Source organism: Myceligenerans cantabricum, from assembly GCF_054777735.1.
Window position 1 is genome coordinate 76922 of sequence record NZ_BAAHAJ010000001.1, and the last position, 16071, is coordinate 92992.

At 66.5% G+C, this 16071-nt stretch carries 15 protein-coding genes; 9 read left to right on the plus strand and 6 right to left on the minus strand.

What is annotated here, in order from left to right; all coding sequences use genetic code 11:
- Positions 1-34: 34 nt before the first annotated feature.
- Positions 35-286, minus strand: a complete 252-nt coding sequence (locus ACYU96_RS00365) for a hypothetical protein (RefSeq protein WP_460747996.1) — start codon at positions 284-286, stop codon at positions 35-37.
- Between the two features lie 86 nt (positions 287-372).
- On the opposite strand from ACYU96_RS00365, the gene ACYU96_RS00370 reads away from it, so the two are divergent.
- The 9 genes from ACYU96_RS00370 (at position 373) to ACYU96_RS00410 (ending at position 8319) form a co-directional block, all read left to right on the plus strand.
- Positions 373-1011 (plus strand): DUF4291 domain-containing protein, encoded by a 639-nt coding sequence (locus ACYU96_RS00370; protein WP_460747997.1) that lies wholly within the window; start codon positions 373-375, stop codon positions 1009-1011.
- Positions 1008-1391 (plus strand): hypothetical protein, encoded by a 384-nt coding sequence (locus ACYU96_RS00375; protein WP_460748000.1) that lies wholly within the window; start codon positions 1008-1010, stop codon positions 1389-1391. The genes ACYU96_RS00370 and ACYU96_RS00375 overlap by 4 nt, the downstream gene beginning before the upstream one ends.
- A gap of 780 nt (positions 1392-2171) precedes the next feature.
- The gene (gene argS / locus ACYU96_RS00380) at positions 2172-3908 is read left to right on the plus strand and encodes an arginine--tRNA ligase (RefSeq protein WP_460748001.1); all 1737 of its coding nucleotides are present in this window, start codon (positions 2172-2174) and stop codon (positions 3906-3908) included.
- 172 nt (positions 3909-4080) lie between these two features.
- Positions 4081-5376: a serine--tRNA ligase gene (gene serS, locus ACYU96_RS00385; protein ID WP_460748003.1), complete on the plus strand. Its 1296-nt coding sequence runs from the start codon at positions 4081-4083 to the stop codon at positions 5374-5376.
- Positions 5377-5379: 3 nt separating this feature from the next.
- Positions 5380-5580 (plus strand): lasso peptide biosynthesis B2 protein, encoded by a 201-nt coding sequence (locus ACYU96_RS00390; RefSeq protein ID WP_460748004.1) that lies wholly within the window; start codon positions 5380-5382, stop codon positions 5578-5580.
- A gap of 41 nt (positions 5581-5621) precedes the next feature.
- On the plus strand, positions 5622-6245 hold the full coding sequence (locus ACYU96_RS00395) for a GNAT family N-acetyltransferase (protein WP_460748006.1): 624 nt from the start codon (positions 5622-5624) through the stop codon (positions 6243-6245).
- A 530-nt stretch (positions 6246-6775) separates the two neighbouring features.
- Positions 6776-7120: a luciferase domain-containing protein gene (locus ACYU96_RS00400; protein WP_460748008.1), complete on the plus strand. Its 345-nt coding sequence runs from the start codon at positions 6776-6778 to the stop codon at positions 7118-7120.
- A 103-nt stretch (positions 7121-7223) separates the two neighbouring features.
- Positions 7224-7745 (plus strand): helix-turn-helix domain-containing protein, encoded by a 522-nt coding sequence (locus ACYU96_RS00405; RefSeq protein ID WP_460748010.1) that lies wholly within the window; start codon positions 7224-7226, stop codon positions 7743-7745.
- A 4-nt stretch (positions 7746-7749) separates the two neighbouring features.
- Positions 7750-8319, plus strand: coding sequence for a PIN domain-containing protein (locus ACYU96_RS00410; RefSeq protein WP_460748012.1), 570 nt, complete (start codon positions 7750-7752; stop codon positions 8317-8319).
- 118 nt (positions 8320-8437) lie between these two features.
- Here ACYU96_RS00410 and ACYU96_RS00415 read toward each other — a convergent pair whose 3' ends face one another.
- The 5 genes from ACYU96_RS00415 to ACYU96_RS00435 form a co-directional block, all read right to left on the minus strand.
- Positions 8438-9238 carry a Wadjet anti-phage system protein JetD domain-containing protein gene (locus ACYU96_RS00415; RefSeq protein ID WP_460748424.1) on the minus strand — a complete coding sequence of 267 codons (801 nt, stop codon included), beginning with the start codon at positions 9236-9238 and terminating at the stop codon, positions 8438-8440.
- A gap of 192 nt (positions 9239-9430) precedes the next feature.
- Positions 9431-9907 carry a very short patch repair endonuclease gene (locus ACYU96_RS00420; protein WP_460748427.1) on the minus strand — a complete coding sequence of 159 codons (477 nt, stop codon included), beginning with the start codon at positions 9905-9907 and terminating at the stop codon, positions 9431-9433.
- A 40-nt stretch (positions 9908-9947) separates the two neighbouring features.
- Positions 9948-11027 carry a PD-(D/E)XK motif protein gene (locus ACYU96_RS00425; protein WP_460748014.1) on the minus strand — a complete coding sequence of 360 codons (1080 nt, stop codon included), beginning with the start codon at positions 11025-11027 and terminating at the stop codon, positions 9948-9950.
- Positions 11018-13771 carry a Z1 domain-containing protein gene (locus ACYU96_RS00430; protein ID WP_460748016.1) on the minus strand — a complete coding sequence of 918 codons (2754 nt, stop codon included), beginning with the start codon at positions 13769-13771 and terminating at the stop codon, positions 11018-11020. Before ACYU96_RS00430 ends, ACYU96_RS00425 begins: the two co-directional genes overlap by 10 nt.
- Positions 13768-16014 carry a DUF262 domain-containing protein gene (locus ACYU96_RS00435; protein WP_460748018.1) on the minus strand — a complete coding sequence of 749 codons (2247 nt, stop codon included), beginning with the start codon at positions 16012-16014 and terminating at the stop codon, positions 13768-13770. The genes ACYU96_RS00430 and ACYU96_RS00435 overlap by 4 nt, the downstream gene beginning before the upstream one ends.
- Positions 16015-16071 lie beyond the last annotated feature (57 nt).

The following is a 16071-nucleotide window of genomic DNA, read 5'->3' on the forward strand; positions in this document are numbered from 1 at the left end:
CCGCCAGTGGCCCAGCCGATCCGGCGTCGGGCCGTCAATCTGAGGTGACTCGGCGGTTGCTCTCGGTCCACCGCTGGTAGTACTCGGTCAAGGCGTCGAGCACCCCGGTCACGTTGCTGAGCCCGATGCAGATGGGCGTGCCGAGCAGGTTGATGCTGCTTCTGCTGATCAGGTGCTGAAGCGGTGACATCCGGTTGAGGATCGCTCCGGGGCCAGCGACGTCATTGCCAAGGAACTCCCGCTCTGGGATGCCGTGGTCGGGCGACGGGGTGGGGATGGCGTCCACGGTGAGAGGCAACGCGGAGACGCAACCAGGAGGGCGTGCGGAATTGCCTCGTGGCCGTTCACGTGCCGCTGCTACGTTCCGTGGTCATGTCCGTTCAGGAGTCCCCGGCGCCTCGTCCGGCCCGTGAGGTGCGTGCGGTGTTCGACGACGAGTCGATCACGGTCTACCAGGCGTACCCGCCGCAGATCGCTGACGCCGCGCTGAAGGCCGGGACCTTCGTGGCGCCGTTCAAGCGGGAGCGGATGACGTGGATCAAGCCGTCGTTCACGTGGATGATGTACCGCTGCGGGTGGGCGACCAAGCCTGGGCAGGAACGCGTCCTGGCGATCCGTATCACGCGGGACGGATGGCACGAGGCGCTCGCCGGCGCCTGCCTGAGCCATTTCGATCGGGCCGTGTACAACGACGCCGCAGCCTGGGAACTGCGCAAGAAGACCACCGCGGTGCGCGTGCAGTGGGACCCGGAACGGACGGCGTCGGGCACGGCGCTGGCGTATCGCTCGCTCCAGGTGGGGCTGAGCGGGTACGCCGTCGACCGGTACCTGGACGAGTGGATCATCGACCTGCGGGACATCACCGAGGGCGTGCACGAGTTGCGTGGGTCCCGGATCGGCGGCCAAGACGTCGCCGGGCTGCTGCCACCGGAGCGACCGTACCCGCTGCCCGACGACGTTGCATCGGTGATCGGCGCGAGTGTTGTCGCTGCTTCGGGGAGCGGGATGTGAGGTTCGAGAGTCCTGTTGCGCTGCCTCGCTCGGTGGTGGTTGAGACGTTGGAGCGGGCTCTTCGTGACCGCTCGGCTGAAGGCGAGGCGGCTGGAGTCTTGGTCGGGACAGCGCTTGACGACGACGATGGGGACTTCACCGAGCATTGCTGCGTGCGGGTCGGCACACGGGCTGTGCCGGGGAGCCAGCTGCTGGGGCTGACCGGCCTGTGCTTGGGCCATGCTGCTCGACGCTTTGGCCGGCTCGGGCACGAGGCCCAGGCGCTGGCTGCGTCCCTGGCGGCGCGCGCAGAGGCGGACTCGGCCGACGTGGATTTCCGGGCCGTTGACGGCTATGGCGAAGTGCGTAGCTTCCTGCACCTGGAGGAGTCAACTGCCTGAGGGAGGGGCTGACGGATGGAGCCCAGATCCACTGACGAGCCGAGGTGCCTTCGAAAGGCACCCCTTACGCGCCTTCTCACCGCTGTACGGGTTCTCGGCGACAGCTTCCGGGCGGCAGTTTGTGCCAGGATGTACACCATGAGCACAACGAAGGGGAATGCCGCGTAGGCATCTTGCGCGGCAGCGGCGCCAGTCGGCCGCGCGACGACGTATTTACGGCCCAGCCCATGCCAAGGATGGCCGGCTGTCAGGTTCGGCCCACGCAGCCATCGCACTCCTTGAGTCCTGGCCCGGCCAGATCCACGGGGCACTTCTGAACTGGGAGCGTGAGGCGCGTAGGCGCAACCCGTGGAGCCGGAACTCCTACGGCTGCGGGATCCGCGAATGCTGCGGCCTCCCGATCGACGACCGTGATCTTCTCGAACTCACCATCCACCGATTGCCGCGCCGCTCGGCCCGGGAACTGCGTGTCCTCGTTCGGTCGATCGATGAGCGGATCATGGCGAAGTCCCCTGTGAAGTTCGACCACCAGCAGCATTGGTGGCATGCGGATTTCCCATGGATCTACGACTGAAAGCCGAGCCGACAGCGGGCCACGGTCCTCGTCGTCGGCGTCCCGCTCACGCGCCTACTGCTTGTGAACCTATGACGGTACGAGCGCGACATGACCAGGGCATCCGGGCGTCATGGACCACCGGCGGGACGAGCCGACGGCACATGCCTCCGTAGACTGGCCGCGCTCGCCAGCGAGCATTCCCCCTTCGAACGAGAGGTTCCCGCGTGACCGATATCGTCGCGATCTCCGCCCAGGTGGAGGCAGCCGTTCAGGCTGCCCTGACCCAGGTGCTCCCGGCCGAGCTGGCTGGCACCGACCCGGTGGTCCGACGATCCGACCGTGCTGACTTCCAGGCCAACGGCACCCTCGCCGTGGCCAAGAGGGTCGGCCGGCCGCCGCGAGAGATCGCCACGGACGTCGTCACACACCTGGACGGGTTCCCCGCCGGAGTCTCCGGCCCTGGCTTCCTCAACCTGACGGTGCCCGACGACGTCGCCTGGTCCACCGTCGCAGCGCGGCTTGCAGACGCGCGCCTGGGCGTGGGCAGTCCGCGCACGGGGGAACGCGTGGTCGTCGACTACTCGGCGCCGAACGTCGCCAAGGAGATGCACGTCGGCCACCTGCGCTCGTCCGTGATCGGCGACGCGCTCGTCCGCGTCCTGGGGCACCTGGGCGCCGACGTGACTCGGCAGAACCACATCGGGGACTGGGGCACCCAGTTCGGCATGCTCATCCAGTACCTCGACGAGCACCCCGAAGCCTCCTGGAAGGGCCAGGGCGCCGAGACCATGTCCGCCCTGGATGCCCTGTACAAGGCCGCTCGCGCCGAGTTCGAGGCCGACACGGCGTTCGCCGACCGGTCCCGTGCTCGCGTGGTCGCGCTCCAGTCGGGCGACGAGGCGACGGTCGCAGTGTGGCGTGACCTGGTCGCGGAGTCGGAGAAGGCGTTCCAGGTCATCTACGGTCGCCTCGGGATCCTGCTGGACGACGGCGACTTCGACGGTGAGTCCCGCTACAACGACGCCCTCCTCGCGGTGGTCGACGCTCTGGTGGCGAACGGCATCGCGACCGAGTCCGACGGCGCCATGGTCACCTTCACCGATGGCGTGTACAACCCCGAGGGCGACCCGGTCCCGCTGATCGTGCGCAAGAAGGACGGCGGGTTCGGCTACGCCGCCACCGACCTGGCCACGATGCGTCTGCGGGTCGAGGAGTACAAGGCCGACCGGATCCTCTACGTCGTCGACGCCCGCCAGGCGCTGCACTTCACCATGGTGTTCGACACCGCCCGCAGGGCCGGCTGGCTCCCGGAGTCCGTCCACGCCGAACACGTCCGGTTCGGCACCGTGCTAGGCACCGACGGCCGCCCGTTCAAGACCCGCTCGGGCAAGACCGTCCGCCTCGCAGACCTGCTCGACGACGCCGAGTCCGCCGTCCGCGCCGCGCTCCAGGACAAGCAGCACGACTTCACCGACGACGAACTGGACGACGTCGTGCGCGCGGCCGGGACCGCGGCGATCAAGTACGCCGACCTGTCCAACACCCGCACCAAGGACTACGTGTTCGACGTCGACCAGATGGTCGCCACCACCGGAAACACCGGCGTCTACCTCCAGTACGCGCACGCCCGGGTGCGATCCATCCTGCGCAAGGCCGGCGAAACCGCCGCGCAGGTCGACATCACCGCCCCGATGCACCCGGCCGAGAAGCACCTGGCCCTGACACTCGACGCATTCGACGCCACGCTCCGCGATGTCGCCACGGCCCTGGAGCCGCACCGCCTGTGCGGCTACCTGTACGACGTCGCGACCGCCTTCACCCGCTTCTACGACGCCTGCCCTGTCCTCAAGGCGGATGACGATGCGGTCCGGGGCAACCGGCTGGCGCTGTGCGACCTCACCAGGCGAACGTTGGCCACGGGGCTGGAACTGCTCGGGATTGCTGCGCCCGAGCGGATGTGACCGGATGCTGCCGCGCCGCACACAGCGTGGCAGCACCGGAGCAGCGACGCGTGGCGACCTCAGTCGTGTAGCTGAGCCGCTCCCCGCCCCCGAGGCTGCTGGGCGCGTGCCGCGACCTGGTCCTTGCTAGCGTCAAATGCCCTGTCCACACTGCACGAAGAATCGAGTTCCCATGCACGACGTGCGCGACCTGATCAGCCTTGGTGACGAGGCCGTCCGACGCCTGGCCCGACGCGGCTACACGCTCGACCTCGACGAGCTGTCTCAGCTCCAGAGCCGGCGGACCTCCAGCATTCAGGCAGCTGACTCCTTGCGCGCGGAGTCCAAGAGGATCGCTTCCGAGGTGGGCCAGGCCGCGAGGAACGGTGGCGACGTCGAGGGACTCAAGGAGACTGCTCGCAAGCTCAAGGACCAGATCCGCGAGGCTGAGCAGGACGTCGAGGATGCCGAGGAGAAACTCACCATCGCGCTCCTGGAGATCCCCAACCTTCCCTCGGACGACGCACCTGACGGCGACTCGGAGGAGTTCGCCGTCGAACAGCGCAAGGTCGGCAACCCACCGGTCTTCGCTTTCGAGCCGAAGGACCATGTCGATCTCGGAGAGGGCATGGGGATCCTAGATTTCGGACGGGCGACGAAGCTGTCCGGCCCGCGGTTCAGCGTGCTGCGCGGTGCCGGAGCTGCGCTGGAGCGCGCCCTGTCCACGTTGTTCCTGAACCTGCACACTCAACGTCACGGGTACGTGGAGCACTCCGTGCCGTTTCTCGTGACACGCAAGACCATGACCGGCACCGGTCAGCTCCCGAAGTTCGAAGCGGACCTCTTCAGAACCGCCGTGGCAGACCGTGACCTCTTCCTCATCCCCACTGCCGAGGTTCCGCTGACCAACTTGTACGCCGACGAGATCATCCCTCCTGACCAACTGCCCATCGCGCTGACCGCGCTCACCCCATGTTTCCGGTCCGAGGCAGGTTCGTACGGTCGGGACACCCGAGGGCTGATCCGCCAGCACCAGTTCGCCAAAGTCGAAATGGTCCGGATCACCTCCGCCGAGAACGCCCGTGCCGAGATGGAGGCCATGGTCGAGCACGCCGAGGTGTGTCTCAAGGAGCTCGACCTCGCCTACCGCGTCGTGACTCTCGCCGCAGGCGACACCGGCTTCTCCGCCCAGCTCACCTATGACATCGAGGTGTGGCTCCCCAGCCAGAACACGTACCGCGAGATCTCCTCGGTCTCCGACTTCGGCACGTTCCAGGGACGCCGCGCTGGTATCCGCACCCGTGACGAGAACGGCAAGACCACCCCGGCAGCCACCGTCAACGGCTCCGGCCTGCCCGTGGGGCGGACTCTGGCCGCCGTCCTGGAGCAGCACCAGCAGGCCGACGGGTCCGTCGTGCTTCCGCACGCTCTGACCAAGTACCTCGGCTTCGCCCGGATCGACCCGGACGGCACGACCTCCAACGCGTAGCTCATGCTCGTCGGCGTCTGCGACTGCCCCAGCACCGACCCGTTCGCCGCCATGCTCGTCCTGACCGCGCGCCGCCGTCGCGCGACCTGGTGTCACGGCGTTGCGCCCGACCCCGTCCAGTTCCACGCTTGGATCGAGGTCGACGACGCGCCCGTCGACGAACCGCTCTCCACGAGCCGCTTCACCGCCCTGCTCACCACCTGACCCTTGGAGCTCACCGTCAACGAGGACACCGCACCTGACCTATGGCTCACCCCCGACGGCATCGGGCTCGGCCCGCTGCGCGCCGACCTGCTGGAGTCGTACTGGCGCTGGGAGAACTCCCTGCCCGTCATGGCCGGCTACGCCCGCCAGACCCCCGAGTCCCTCACCGAACGCACCGCCGGGCTCGACCACCAGCTCTCGGACACCGAGACCAGACCTGCTTCACCATCTACCGCGACCACACCGACAGCAGTGACGGCGAGGTGTGGCGGCCGGTCGGCATGGCCTCCGTGCTCATCGACGACCGCTACCGCACCGCCGAGTTCTTCATCTACATCGGCGAACCTGCCGAACGCGGCCGGGGAACCGGAACCGCCGCGACCATCATGGTGCTGGACTGGGCCTTCCACCTGGCCGCTCTGCGCTGTGTCCACCTGTCCGTCATCGCGCAGAACACCGGTGCCATCCGTGCCTACGAAAAAGCTGGCTTCCGCATCGTAGGCACCCGTCGGCGCACCGGCTCCTGGCTCGGCCAACCCGCCGACGAAGTCATCATGGACGCCATCCCCGAGGACTACACCGGACCGCGACTCGTCGAAGCAGCGGTCCTCGGGAGACCGTGCCGCACCAGTCCGCGACAGTTGGTACCGCGAGGCGCTGGATGAAGCTCTCGGACAGGCCGAGGTCGCGGGCGATGTCGGCGCCCTCGGACAGGTGGACGGGTTCGATCGTGACGGTTCCGCCGCGCAGCAGGGTCAGGCGGGCGACGCAGTCCTCTCCGAGCATCTCCAGGATCTCGGTCAGCGCGACGAACATCGCGTGCAGCGAGGGCGTTGGTGAGTGCGTCTTGATGTTCGGCATGGTTCACGCTCCAGGGTTCGGCGTGAGCCCACGGGCAACGATCAGGGCGGGCTCTCGTACGCCTTCCATCGAACCCAGCGCAGCGAGAACTCTGTAGCGCATGCGTGAAGCGGTCACTCCGCATGTTTGGCGCAGGGATCCGCCGCGGGTGCCGAACGGGCAACGCCAACCGGCAGGCCGAAATACCGATGCGAGCCGCCGTCTCACGGCCCTACGGCCTGCGGGTGCTCAAGACGCGACGAGCGGGCGAGCGCCCGCAGACTTCTGACCAAGGCCCGCATCGACAGCTCACCCAGAAGTCGTCCCGGCCGTGTGGGGCGAGTTGGTGGCGCGGGTGTTCGCCCTCGATGGCGTCCGGGAGGGGCACAGCCAGGTCTCGCCGGCGTCGTCCCGGGCCGTGTTCCTCGAGGGTATGGACGAGGAGCGCGTTCCGGAGACAAACCTTGCCCCCGGTCAGCGCCTGGAGCCCGTCCACCTGCACGGGGTCACCGATACGAGCGTGCACCTGGTGCTGCCGCACGAACGCGGCGAGGATTTGGTTGCTCTTGGCTGGGCCGAGGCCCACCAGTACGAGGACTTCGGCACCGAGTACATGATCTACGGCCCCCGGAACGCGGCCGAGGTTGATGCCGTGGTGTCGGTGGTCGAGGAGAGCATCGCGTTCGCTCGCTGGGCCTGAGCTCTGCACTCTGCAGCCGGGAAGCATGGAGCAGCTGGTCGACGCAATGCGAACGTTCCGAAAGGAACTACGATACGTTCGTAGAAGTGATCGAGGGAGTGTCATGAGCGCAGAGCTGGCATCACAGACCTATGTCCCAGAGGAGTCGGCCCCGGGCGCGGCCGAGGTGCTCAGTTTCCTCGCCGCGCACAGCGAGCGGCGGGGGACCGAGCCTGCTCGACGGTTCTTGCTCGTCGGTAGTGACGAAGGTGAACAGATCGAGTTGCCGGGGACGGTGTACCGCGCCTTGGTGCAGGTGGTCGAGGCGCTCGCTGCAGGTAAGGCGGTCACGGTGTCGCCGCAGGAGCCGCAGCTGACGACACAACAGACGGCTGATCTGCTCGGGGTGTCGCGGCCCACGGTGGTACGGATGATCGAGTCGGGTGAACTGGCCGCTGAGCGCAACGGGAACCGGCGGCGTCTCCTGCTGAGCGATGTGCTCGCGTACCGGGAGCGGCGGCGGGCCCGGCAGTACGCGATGCTCGACGCCACGGCGGTAGACCTCGAGGACGAGGACGATCCCGCCGAGATGATCGAGCGCCTGCGCGAAGCGCGCAGGGTAGCGGCGCGAGAGCGGCGGGGGTGACAGGGTGTTCACAGCATTGTTGGACACCTCGGTGTTGTGGCCGAGCTTGCAGCGGGATTTTCTGCTGAGCATGGCCGCTGAGGGTCTGTACCGGCCGATCTGGTCGCAAGCGATCCTGGACGAGCTGGTTCGGGTCGAGGCAGACAAGCGAGTTCACCGGGGTGCAGAGCCGGAGCAGGCCGAGGCGGCGGCCTGGCGGTTGGTCGATCAGATGGGCTGGGCGTTCGACGACTCGTGCGTCGAGGGTTGGGAACCGTTGGAGGGTTCGTACGGCCTGCCGGATCCCGACGACGAGCACCTGGTCGCTGCTGCGGTCGTGGGTGGTGCCGGAGTGATCGTCAGCGACAACGTCAAAGACCTGCCAGCCAAGCGCCTGCCCCATGGGATCTCCGTGGTCACCGCCGCGCGATTTGCGGCGGACTCGGTCTCCGTCGCACCTGAGATAGCGCGACGCGCACTGGGAAGGATCAGCGCCCGGTACGTCAACCCGCCGCGCACCATCGACGACCTGCTCGACCTGTTGTCGGCCCGATACGGGATGGCGCAGGCCGCAGCGATGATCCGCGACGTGTGAGGCTTGATCTCCGGACAGGACGACCGTTCCGGGAGTTTCATGCCTTGAGCAGGGCCGCGGCTTCGAGTCCAGCCGCATGCCCGCCACCCCGGCGGGCTATCCCGTAGCGGGCCAGGGTTCACGCCCCGATACCGGGCTTGCTACGGGCCGAGCCTGGCACCCAGCCGGCGGGAAGCCCACGCCAGTCGATCCGCTCCTGCTCCAGGCGCACCCGCGTTCCATGCCGGTCGCTGACGAGCTCGGCGTAAAGGGCCGCCTCGGCCCTGGTCAGGCGCGTGAGCGCGGCGGATGTCGGACGTTCCTCCCGTCCCCAGCGCTCCTCGTGAGCCAGCAGGGTGTCCCGGTCCATCAGCACCGACCGTGCCTGCGGGAGCCACGCGCGGAGGCGGTCGAGAATCGCGAATCCGTGGGTGTCGAGGTCGCCCCAGTAGGCCACGTCGGTTCCCGCGAGCCAGGGGAGGGAGGCCGGCTGGTCGACGTCGAACCCCTTACCCCAGAGGACGAGCCCGCCGGCGGGGATCGGCGCGCTCAGGTAGGTGACCTCGTTCTCCACGATCAGCGTTCGCGCGATCGCATCAGGAGTCAACTGCCGGGCCTCGTCGAGGCGCAGGGCCACGTCCGACACGACGTCGGGCAGGCCGAAGAGGCCCGGCGCGCAGCGTAGCCGGACCATCGCGGGCTTGCCGGACAGGCCGAGGTCGGCGGTGAAATCACCGGCGCGGGAGGTGACGTCGAGCATCTCCGCGAGCACGGCCCGGTGTCGCTCGACCAGTTTGGTGTCCACGCCCGGTGCGTCAATCTGGCGCACGTACCTGCTGGAGCCGCGGTTGTCGCGCAGCCAGCAATAGGCGGCGGTGATCGCCGGCCACTCGGGCTCCAGCGCCAGCGCCCGACCACGACCGCGCCGGCCTGGTCGCAGTCACCGCGGGCGAAGCCGGACGCCTCTACACCACCCTGGCCGCCCCGACCCCAACGACGATCCAACAGGTCCTGGCATGGTCCCGATGGCCACGACGACACCAACACCGCGCCCGCCGAGCCCACTACCAACGACGCGAAGACAGCATCACCACAGCCCACAAGCCCGATCTACGGCTGTAGTACTAGGGACTTAAACTGGATCCGGCAAGACGCGAGAGTGGTCTTTCACCTTCTCCAGCTGGTCACGGAGGACCGCAACTACGACGTCCGCAGCAGCAGCAGGCGCCTCGTGCTCCCAGATCCGGACGACTCGCCATCCCACCTCCGTCAGTACACGGTTCGTGTCAGCGTCACGGGCGGCGTTGGCAGCAAGTTTCGTATCCCACCACGCAGAGTTGGACCGAGGTTTCGTCCCATGATCCGGGCATCCGTGCCAGAAACAGCCATCGACCATGACAGCGACCTTGGCGCGAGTAAACGCGATGTCGATCGTCCGACGTCGCTGCCCTGGAATCGGGTACGCAACCCGGTAACGCAGCCCACGGGCGTGGAGCTCACGGCGCAGCGCTACCTCGGGGGCCGTGTCTCTCCGTCGCGCCGTCGACATCCGGCGGCTGATCGACGATGACGATGCACCTGGGTGTGCACCGACATGTTGCGGCACCATCTCCGTCGTCACCTTGGGCCGGGCGCGCTCCGCCGGCCCTTCAACTTCGCGCAAAGCCCGCTTCTCCAAGCATCTTGCGCGCGGCCTGCGTTAGGTCCACAGTCGGATTGAGATCGCCATTGACCTGCGCGGGCAGTGCGATCCTAAAAGTGACCGACTCAGGCTCGATATGAGGCAATCCTCCAACGTCCGAGGAGTGCAGAACGCGGATCCGCTCATCTCTCATGTCGTAGAGCCGTTCAAAAACCCCCATCAGCCGCCTCGCGTACCTCGGCCGTTCCCGGTCGTTCGTGTGGTCGTACCCAATCCCGACGTCGCCACCGTACTGGCGTAGCCGCGCGATGAACTGCTCGCGGACAGAGGCGTTCAACCGCCCTGCGATCGCGTCGACCAGCGCCGGGAGCGAGGTACCGCCCTTCGCGGGAAACGGCAGCCACCGGACGCCGATGCTGAGCAGGTAGAGAGCCGTCTCTGGCACTCCCGTCACGGGATGCCCCAGCTCGATCTGGTGAAATCCCTGGATGAGGTGGCTGGCCGTCGCTCCGGTCGTTGCCTTTACCTCGATGCCAACCTCGCCCAACTGAACGTCACGTGACGACGGGACGCTGCCGAACCAGCACGCCACGACTTCGTCCGGAGCGGCCGCCTGGCGTGTCAGCTCGTCCAGCAGGATCAGCTCACCCACCAGGCCAGTGAGCACCTCGTTGCCAAGCTGCTGCTGCGCGAACAGTGCGACAATGACGGGCTCCGTGCGGGTGAATGCCGGCTGTCGCTCGCGCCCAAACCCATTGGCCAATAGTTCGGCGCAGATGAATGCGGCCACGCCTGGCAGGTTTGAGCTCTCGGGGAGGGCCATGCGGTTAGCCGCGAGTGCGCCGCCTCCCTTTATCGTCCACGTCTGGTGCTCGAGGACATCCTGGAGAGCACGCGTCGCCGGCACGATCGGATCCCCAACAAGGAAGATCTCGATAGTCCCCTTGTCGTCTCGCGAGACGGCGACCGTGTGGGCGGTATCCGCCCAGATGAGGTCACGGTCCTCCGGGGTGCTCGCACGTGGGTGCTGATCGATCTCAGCCCTCAGCCACTCGAACGGCTCCGCGCGGTCGTCGGTCAACGCCATGCCTCCGGTCGTGCTCGGACGTGGTCGGGCCCTCCGAGCGGAATCGAAACACCGACGGCGATCGTCGGGTCCGCCCGCTGGTGCCCGACGAGGTGGAAGAGGATCAGGCCGTCCTCGCCAGGTGGGCGTCGGCCGTCAAGAACCTGTGGCGGGTTCACGCCTCTCGCGACGTAGTCAAACAGGTCGTCGCCTTGGATGACGTCGCCAGAGTAATTCCTCGATCCCCAGTTTGCGTCGAGCGACGTCGTACCGTCTGCGAGCATTCGCATCATGGGCCGCACGGGCCAGCGGAGCCGGGCAAACGGTCCCGCGGTCAGCTGTTCGCCGCGCCCGAATCGAATGCCGACCCAGAAGTTCGGCTGCCTTCGGGCTCTTGCCGCAAACTCGACGAGATTCCACATCAGCGGCGAGTCGTCGGTCGCCAGGAGACCGGGGACGTTGCGAGGAATGACGGCAGACCACAGGCGCAGATATGCCGCGATGGTGTACGGCGAGTCCTTGGAGAGATCTAGCGAGCCTGCGACCATGGGAGACCGATAGAGCGGGAGGCACGGGTCACCGTCCGGTATCTGTGCATGATGGGCTACCGACCGCCACCTGGCTGCCTCCCCGCTGTCCGGCCCCGGCCCATGGTTCACATAACCCAATGACTCGAGCAGCTTTGCCGCCTCCGTAAGACTGAGCGCTTCGGGGAGCAGCAAGCCGCGTTGTCCGGATCCAGAGGGCACGGCGATCATCCCGTCGCCGGAGAAGAGACTCGCTACGAGCTCAAGGTTGTTCCCGTCAGAGCCGGCCGGGTTCATATGACGGACGAATGGTTTTGGCCCCGGAAACAGCGGCTCGGCCTGAAGGTTTGTGATCTTCCCTGTCGCCTTGAACTCGCGGCCCTGCAGGATGACCGGGGTCGGTGCTGAGCCCGATCCCATAGCCCTGAGTACATCGCGCCGGAGCGCCTCATCGTTCTCGTGATAGTGGGTGAACAGGTCGATCTGGTCACGTGTCGTCAGCACACGGCACAGGTCGATGATCCCGCCCCGATACCCGAACCAGCGCTGCATCTGCATCTGGGTGTCGGCAAGCGGGGTGGACGCGTTGCGTGTGAACAAAGTCGTGGTCAGGCCCTCGAGGGTCAGTCCTCGGGACATGACGTTCCCGGAGATAAAGATCGTCGAGAGGTTGGTCGCCGGGCGCCAGGAGCCGTCGTCGCACTGCCCAGGCGAGAACTCGGGACGGTCGTCTGCTCTCTCGTCACTGTTGATGACAGCGACGCGTGTGCCCGGCACGACTTCCTCAAGGATCAGGCGAGCCACGCTGTCCCACTCGTCCGCAGCCGGGACAGGGCGCTCTTCAGCCGGGGCCAACCTGCCCACCACAAGGTTCACGCTCTCGCGGTACGAGTCGAGCCATGCCGTCCACCGATCGCGGTGCTGGACCATGTCGGCCGCGATGCCATCGACGCCGAGGTCACGGCCTTCGGACGCATCCTCGTTAGGCCGACCGGACGACGCGCCGCCCGCCCAAGCCATCACTGCGTCGGCGGTATCGAAGTGCTCGTCCTTCTCCGCGGACGGGTTGATCAGCATCGACATGGGATCGATGACCGCGGACCGTGCCTCCGCGGAAGTCGAGTACCGCTTGCCCCGTGCACAGAACGGACCGAGCCGGTCAGGCGAACGCAGTAGGCGCACGGCTGCTGCTACGAGGTACGCCCTGACGGCATCGGGCACACGCTCTCCCTCAGGGATGTCGTCGGTTGCAACGCAGAGTGGTGCGCCTGCCAGGTCCTTGTAGAAGGTCTCGCCGCCGGTGTACCAACCTCTGAGCCCGTCCTCTGTGCGAAAGGTCGACTCGCGAACGGCGGCGTTGCCTCTCGCTCCCGGGGTGCGCAAGCTGGCCACGAAATCGGTAGGAGCGAGCGGGTTGGTGCCGTCCTGTAGGAAGTTCGCCTGGGGTGTCGCCGTGTACGCGAGATAGGTCGCGAAGATCTCCGGTCGTACCGTCTCGCCCGGCCGTTGTCGTGACTCCCACAGGTCGACGATGCGTCGTGGTACAGGCCTGCTGCCTGCGACCGCCGACGTATCGACGACAGAGGCGTCATCAGCCTCGTCATCGATCACGAGTAGGTGGAACGGCTCGCCCCGCTCCGATGCGAGGGGGTAGACGACATCCTGCAGATTGCGACTCACCCGTTCCAGGTGCGCGGCGTTCTTCATCACGACGGCGATGATCGGGCGCCGCCGCGTCAGGGCGCGGTTCATACGGGGCCCTGGCATCTCGTAGAGATTGCTGAGGTCGGTGCCCGGCAGGTCGGATGCCAGGCCGCCTGGTATCCGCACTCGACGAGTGTGAGCGCTCGCGTCGGTGTCGATCTGGTCCACGAACCGCTCGAACGTCTGGAGCCAAAGGGCTGTCCTCGTGCCGGCCAGGATGACGAGCGCGTCTACGCCCCGATCGAGCGCCATCGCAGCGACCGCCATCATCGATGCTGTCTTGCCCGATTGGACAGCCCCCATGACCAGTCCCCGGCGCTCTCGCGTCAACGGCCAGGCAGGACCGCCTGGCTCTCCCGCACCGAAGATTCCATGATCCACGATGTACCTTGCGTCAGCAGCGATCACCTCGCGGCTGGTCACGCCTATGCCTGACGCTGCGAGCCTGGTCTCGTACGCCGACCACCACGTCGAGGGGCTCTCGGCCAGCGCGACGTGCTCGACGCCGTAGCGGGCGCCAACCTCGCTCCTCATGCGCGGACGTAGTCCTCGGGCGCCTGAGCATGGTCGACGATGGTCTTGAGACCAGAGGAACCAAACCGCTCGACGAGGGCAGCGTGCGCGTCCTCAGACTCGACGTTCAGGATCGCGAGGATCTCACTGACCACGAAGCCGATCCAGCGCCACTGTTCCTTCGACTGGTTGCGAACAGGCTTGCCCCACCTGGCCGCAGAGCCACTGATGGCCGGTACCGCGTCCTCCAACCTGTCGACGAGCTCGTCGTCGAGGACGACGGCTGCCGCGGACAGGGCGACCAGCGTCGCCACCAAGCGAAGTTCTTGCCACTTTCCGGTGCCGCGCTCGTTCCCGCTACGGAAGCGCTTGGGCCACGCGTCCGCCACTGTGGCGTGGGCATCCAGGGCGTGATCCATCAGGAGCATGAGATCCCGGACGGTCGTGGAACTCTGCAGAGGGTCGCCCGAGCTTGCCTGCACTCGCTGCAACAATGCGTTGATGTGGGCAGACGTGGAACGCGTGATCCCGTCTTTCCCTGCGTCATTGAGTAGCAGCGCTGCAGCGACCCACGACAACACCTTCGTGCGCTTGTAACCGACGTCGCCGAACTGGTACCGCGTAAGGACCTCGCTGGTCGACTTCAGGTCACCCCAGTCATCCGACAGGAAGGAGGCCACGTTCAGATCCTTGGAGTCTCCCCCCATTACGAGAAGGCCACGCATCAGGTCGAGCCGGTGATACAGGGCGTTGCGAATTTCCTCGGCGTTAAGAGACTTGCCCTGCGTGTTGTACAGGGAAAAGACCTCATGAATCTGCGCCATCGTAGCCGTCTTGTAGATGATGACGGGGATTTTGTACGTGGCTGTCTGCTCGAAGACATATCGCACACGCCGTGGTGTCCCCTGGACCGGGATGGTGAGGTCCCGGATCTCGCCGTAGTACTTGCCACGGAGAGGCGCAAGATCGCCGACAAGAGGGTTCGGACTATCAGGCGTCTCGCTCGACCGGAGCGGGAACGGAAAGTGGTATTTCCGTTCCATCTCCGTGGTGAGGCGGTCCCGCTCGTTCTTGTTCCAGATCTCCTTGAAACGCGGATAGTCGGTCTCGAACACGTGCGGAAGAGATGGCTCGTTCCACTCCCGGCTCTTCTGAGCGACAACATCGAGGGCGTGCGGGTGCGCGCCGGTGAAACGCAGCACGGACGTGAGCCGCTGCTTGCCATCGACCACCTCGTAGACGGTCCCGCGGTCTTCGCTCTTCTCCAGGATGATCACCGACGGCAGCGGGATGCCGCGGAGGATCGACTCGATAAGGCGCTGAGCGTAGTTGGTCGGCCAGACGTCAGCCCGCTGGTACGAAGGGCTGAGGTCCAGTTCGTCGTCGCGGGCGTATTGGATGAAGGTCTGGATCGGCCAGGTCTCCGCCCTGGCATCGATCATGCCGCTCGGTTCGGTGCCGTCGTCGTCGGTGGCTTCGTCCCACGACGCAGCCCACGCAAGAGACGCGCTGGTCTTTGTCTCTGTCCCTTCCGCGGTCTGCTCCATCGCCTGCAGGAACTCATCACGCCGCACAGACGCCTCCTCGAGCACCAAGGCGAGAGCCGAGAAGAGCTCGTCTCCGGCAGACGTAGGCTCAAGATTGAGCGCCTTCGCCAAGCTCGCGTCGAACGCCTGCGGCGACGAGCCGTCCAAGATGATCCGCAGTCGGATCCAGCCTTCGACCTCCAGCAGCTTCTGACGCCACGTCCCGTCGTCGAACCGCACATCAGCCGCCCGAAAAGCGACCGGCTCCCGACCGAAGTCTTCGGGCAGAGGACCCGGCTCGCTGAGGCGGGCGAGGTAGTCCGCCACGTTCTGCTGTACCTCGGTGAGCACCTCAGGCATGAGTTCTCTCCTGTCGTCGTTCGAGTTTCCCGCGGCGAGGAGCCGCTCGATCAGCTCGCTTGCCTCCTCCGGCTCGAGCTGCGCGATCTTTGCCATGGTCACAGCGTCCACAAGTTTGTTGATGCCTATGGACGTGATGGTGTCGCCGGCAGACCAGCAGGCGGTATCCCACTCGACGCCCACGGCGTCTGCGATGGCCACAGCGCAACGGTGTTTCGATCGCACGTCAACCAGATCCATACCGATCGCGGTGCCCAGCGCTTCGAAGGCCGATCTCTTCTCTTTGGCACCAGGGCCGAGCGGCTCAGGGTCTTGCCCACCGAGCACGTACATCCGTGCGACGCCGGAGGCCTTCGAGGTAGCGCTCGTGTACTGCACCGATTGCTGCTCCTTCGACTCTGACCTGGATGCTCATCACAGTACACATCGAGGTGG

Coding starts and splice junctions, on each gene's coding strand:
- ACYU96_RS00425 (WP_460748014.1), bottom strand. CDS start 11,027: ATGGCGTTGACCGACGACCGCGCGGAGCCGTTCGAGTGGCTGAGGGCT.
- ACYU96_RS00405 (WP_460748010.1), top strand. CDS start 7,224: ATGAGCGCAGAGCTGGCATCACAGACCTATGTCCCAGAGGAGTCGGCC.
- ACYU96_RS00370 (WP_460747997.1), top strand. CDS start 373: ATGTCCGTTCAGGAGTCCCCGGCGCCTCGTCCGGCCCGTGAGGTGCGT.
- ACYU96_RS00395 (WP_460748006.1), top strand. CDS start 5,622: ATGGCTCACCCCCGACGGCATCGGGCTCGGCCCGCTGCGCGCCGACCT.
- serS (WP_460748003.1), top strand. CDS start 4,081: ATGCACGACGTGCGCGACCTGATCAGCCTTGGTGACGAGGCCGTCCGA.
- ACYU96_RS00390 (WP_460748004.1), top strand. CDS start 5,380: ATGCTCGTCGGCGTCTGCGACTGCCCCAGCACCGACCCGTTCGCCGCC.
- ACYU96_RS00420 (WP_460748427.1), bottom strand. CDS start 9,907: ATGGTGCCGCAACATGTCGGTGCACACCCAGGTGCATCGTCATCGTCG.
- ACYU96_RS00430 (WP_460748016.1), bottom strand. CDS start 13,771: ATGAGGAGCGAGGTTGGCGCCCGCTACGGCGTCGAGCACGTCGCGCTG.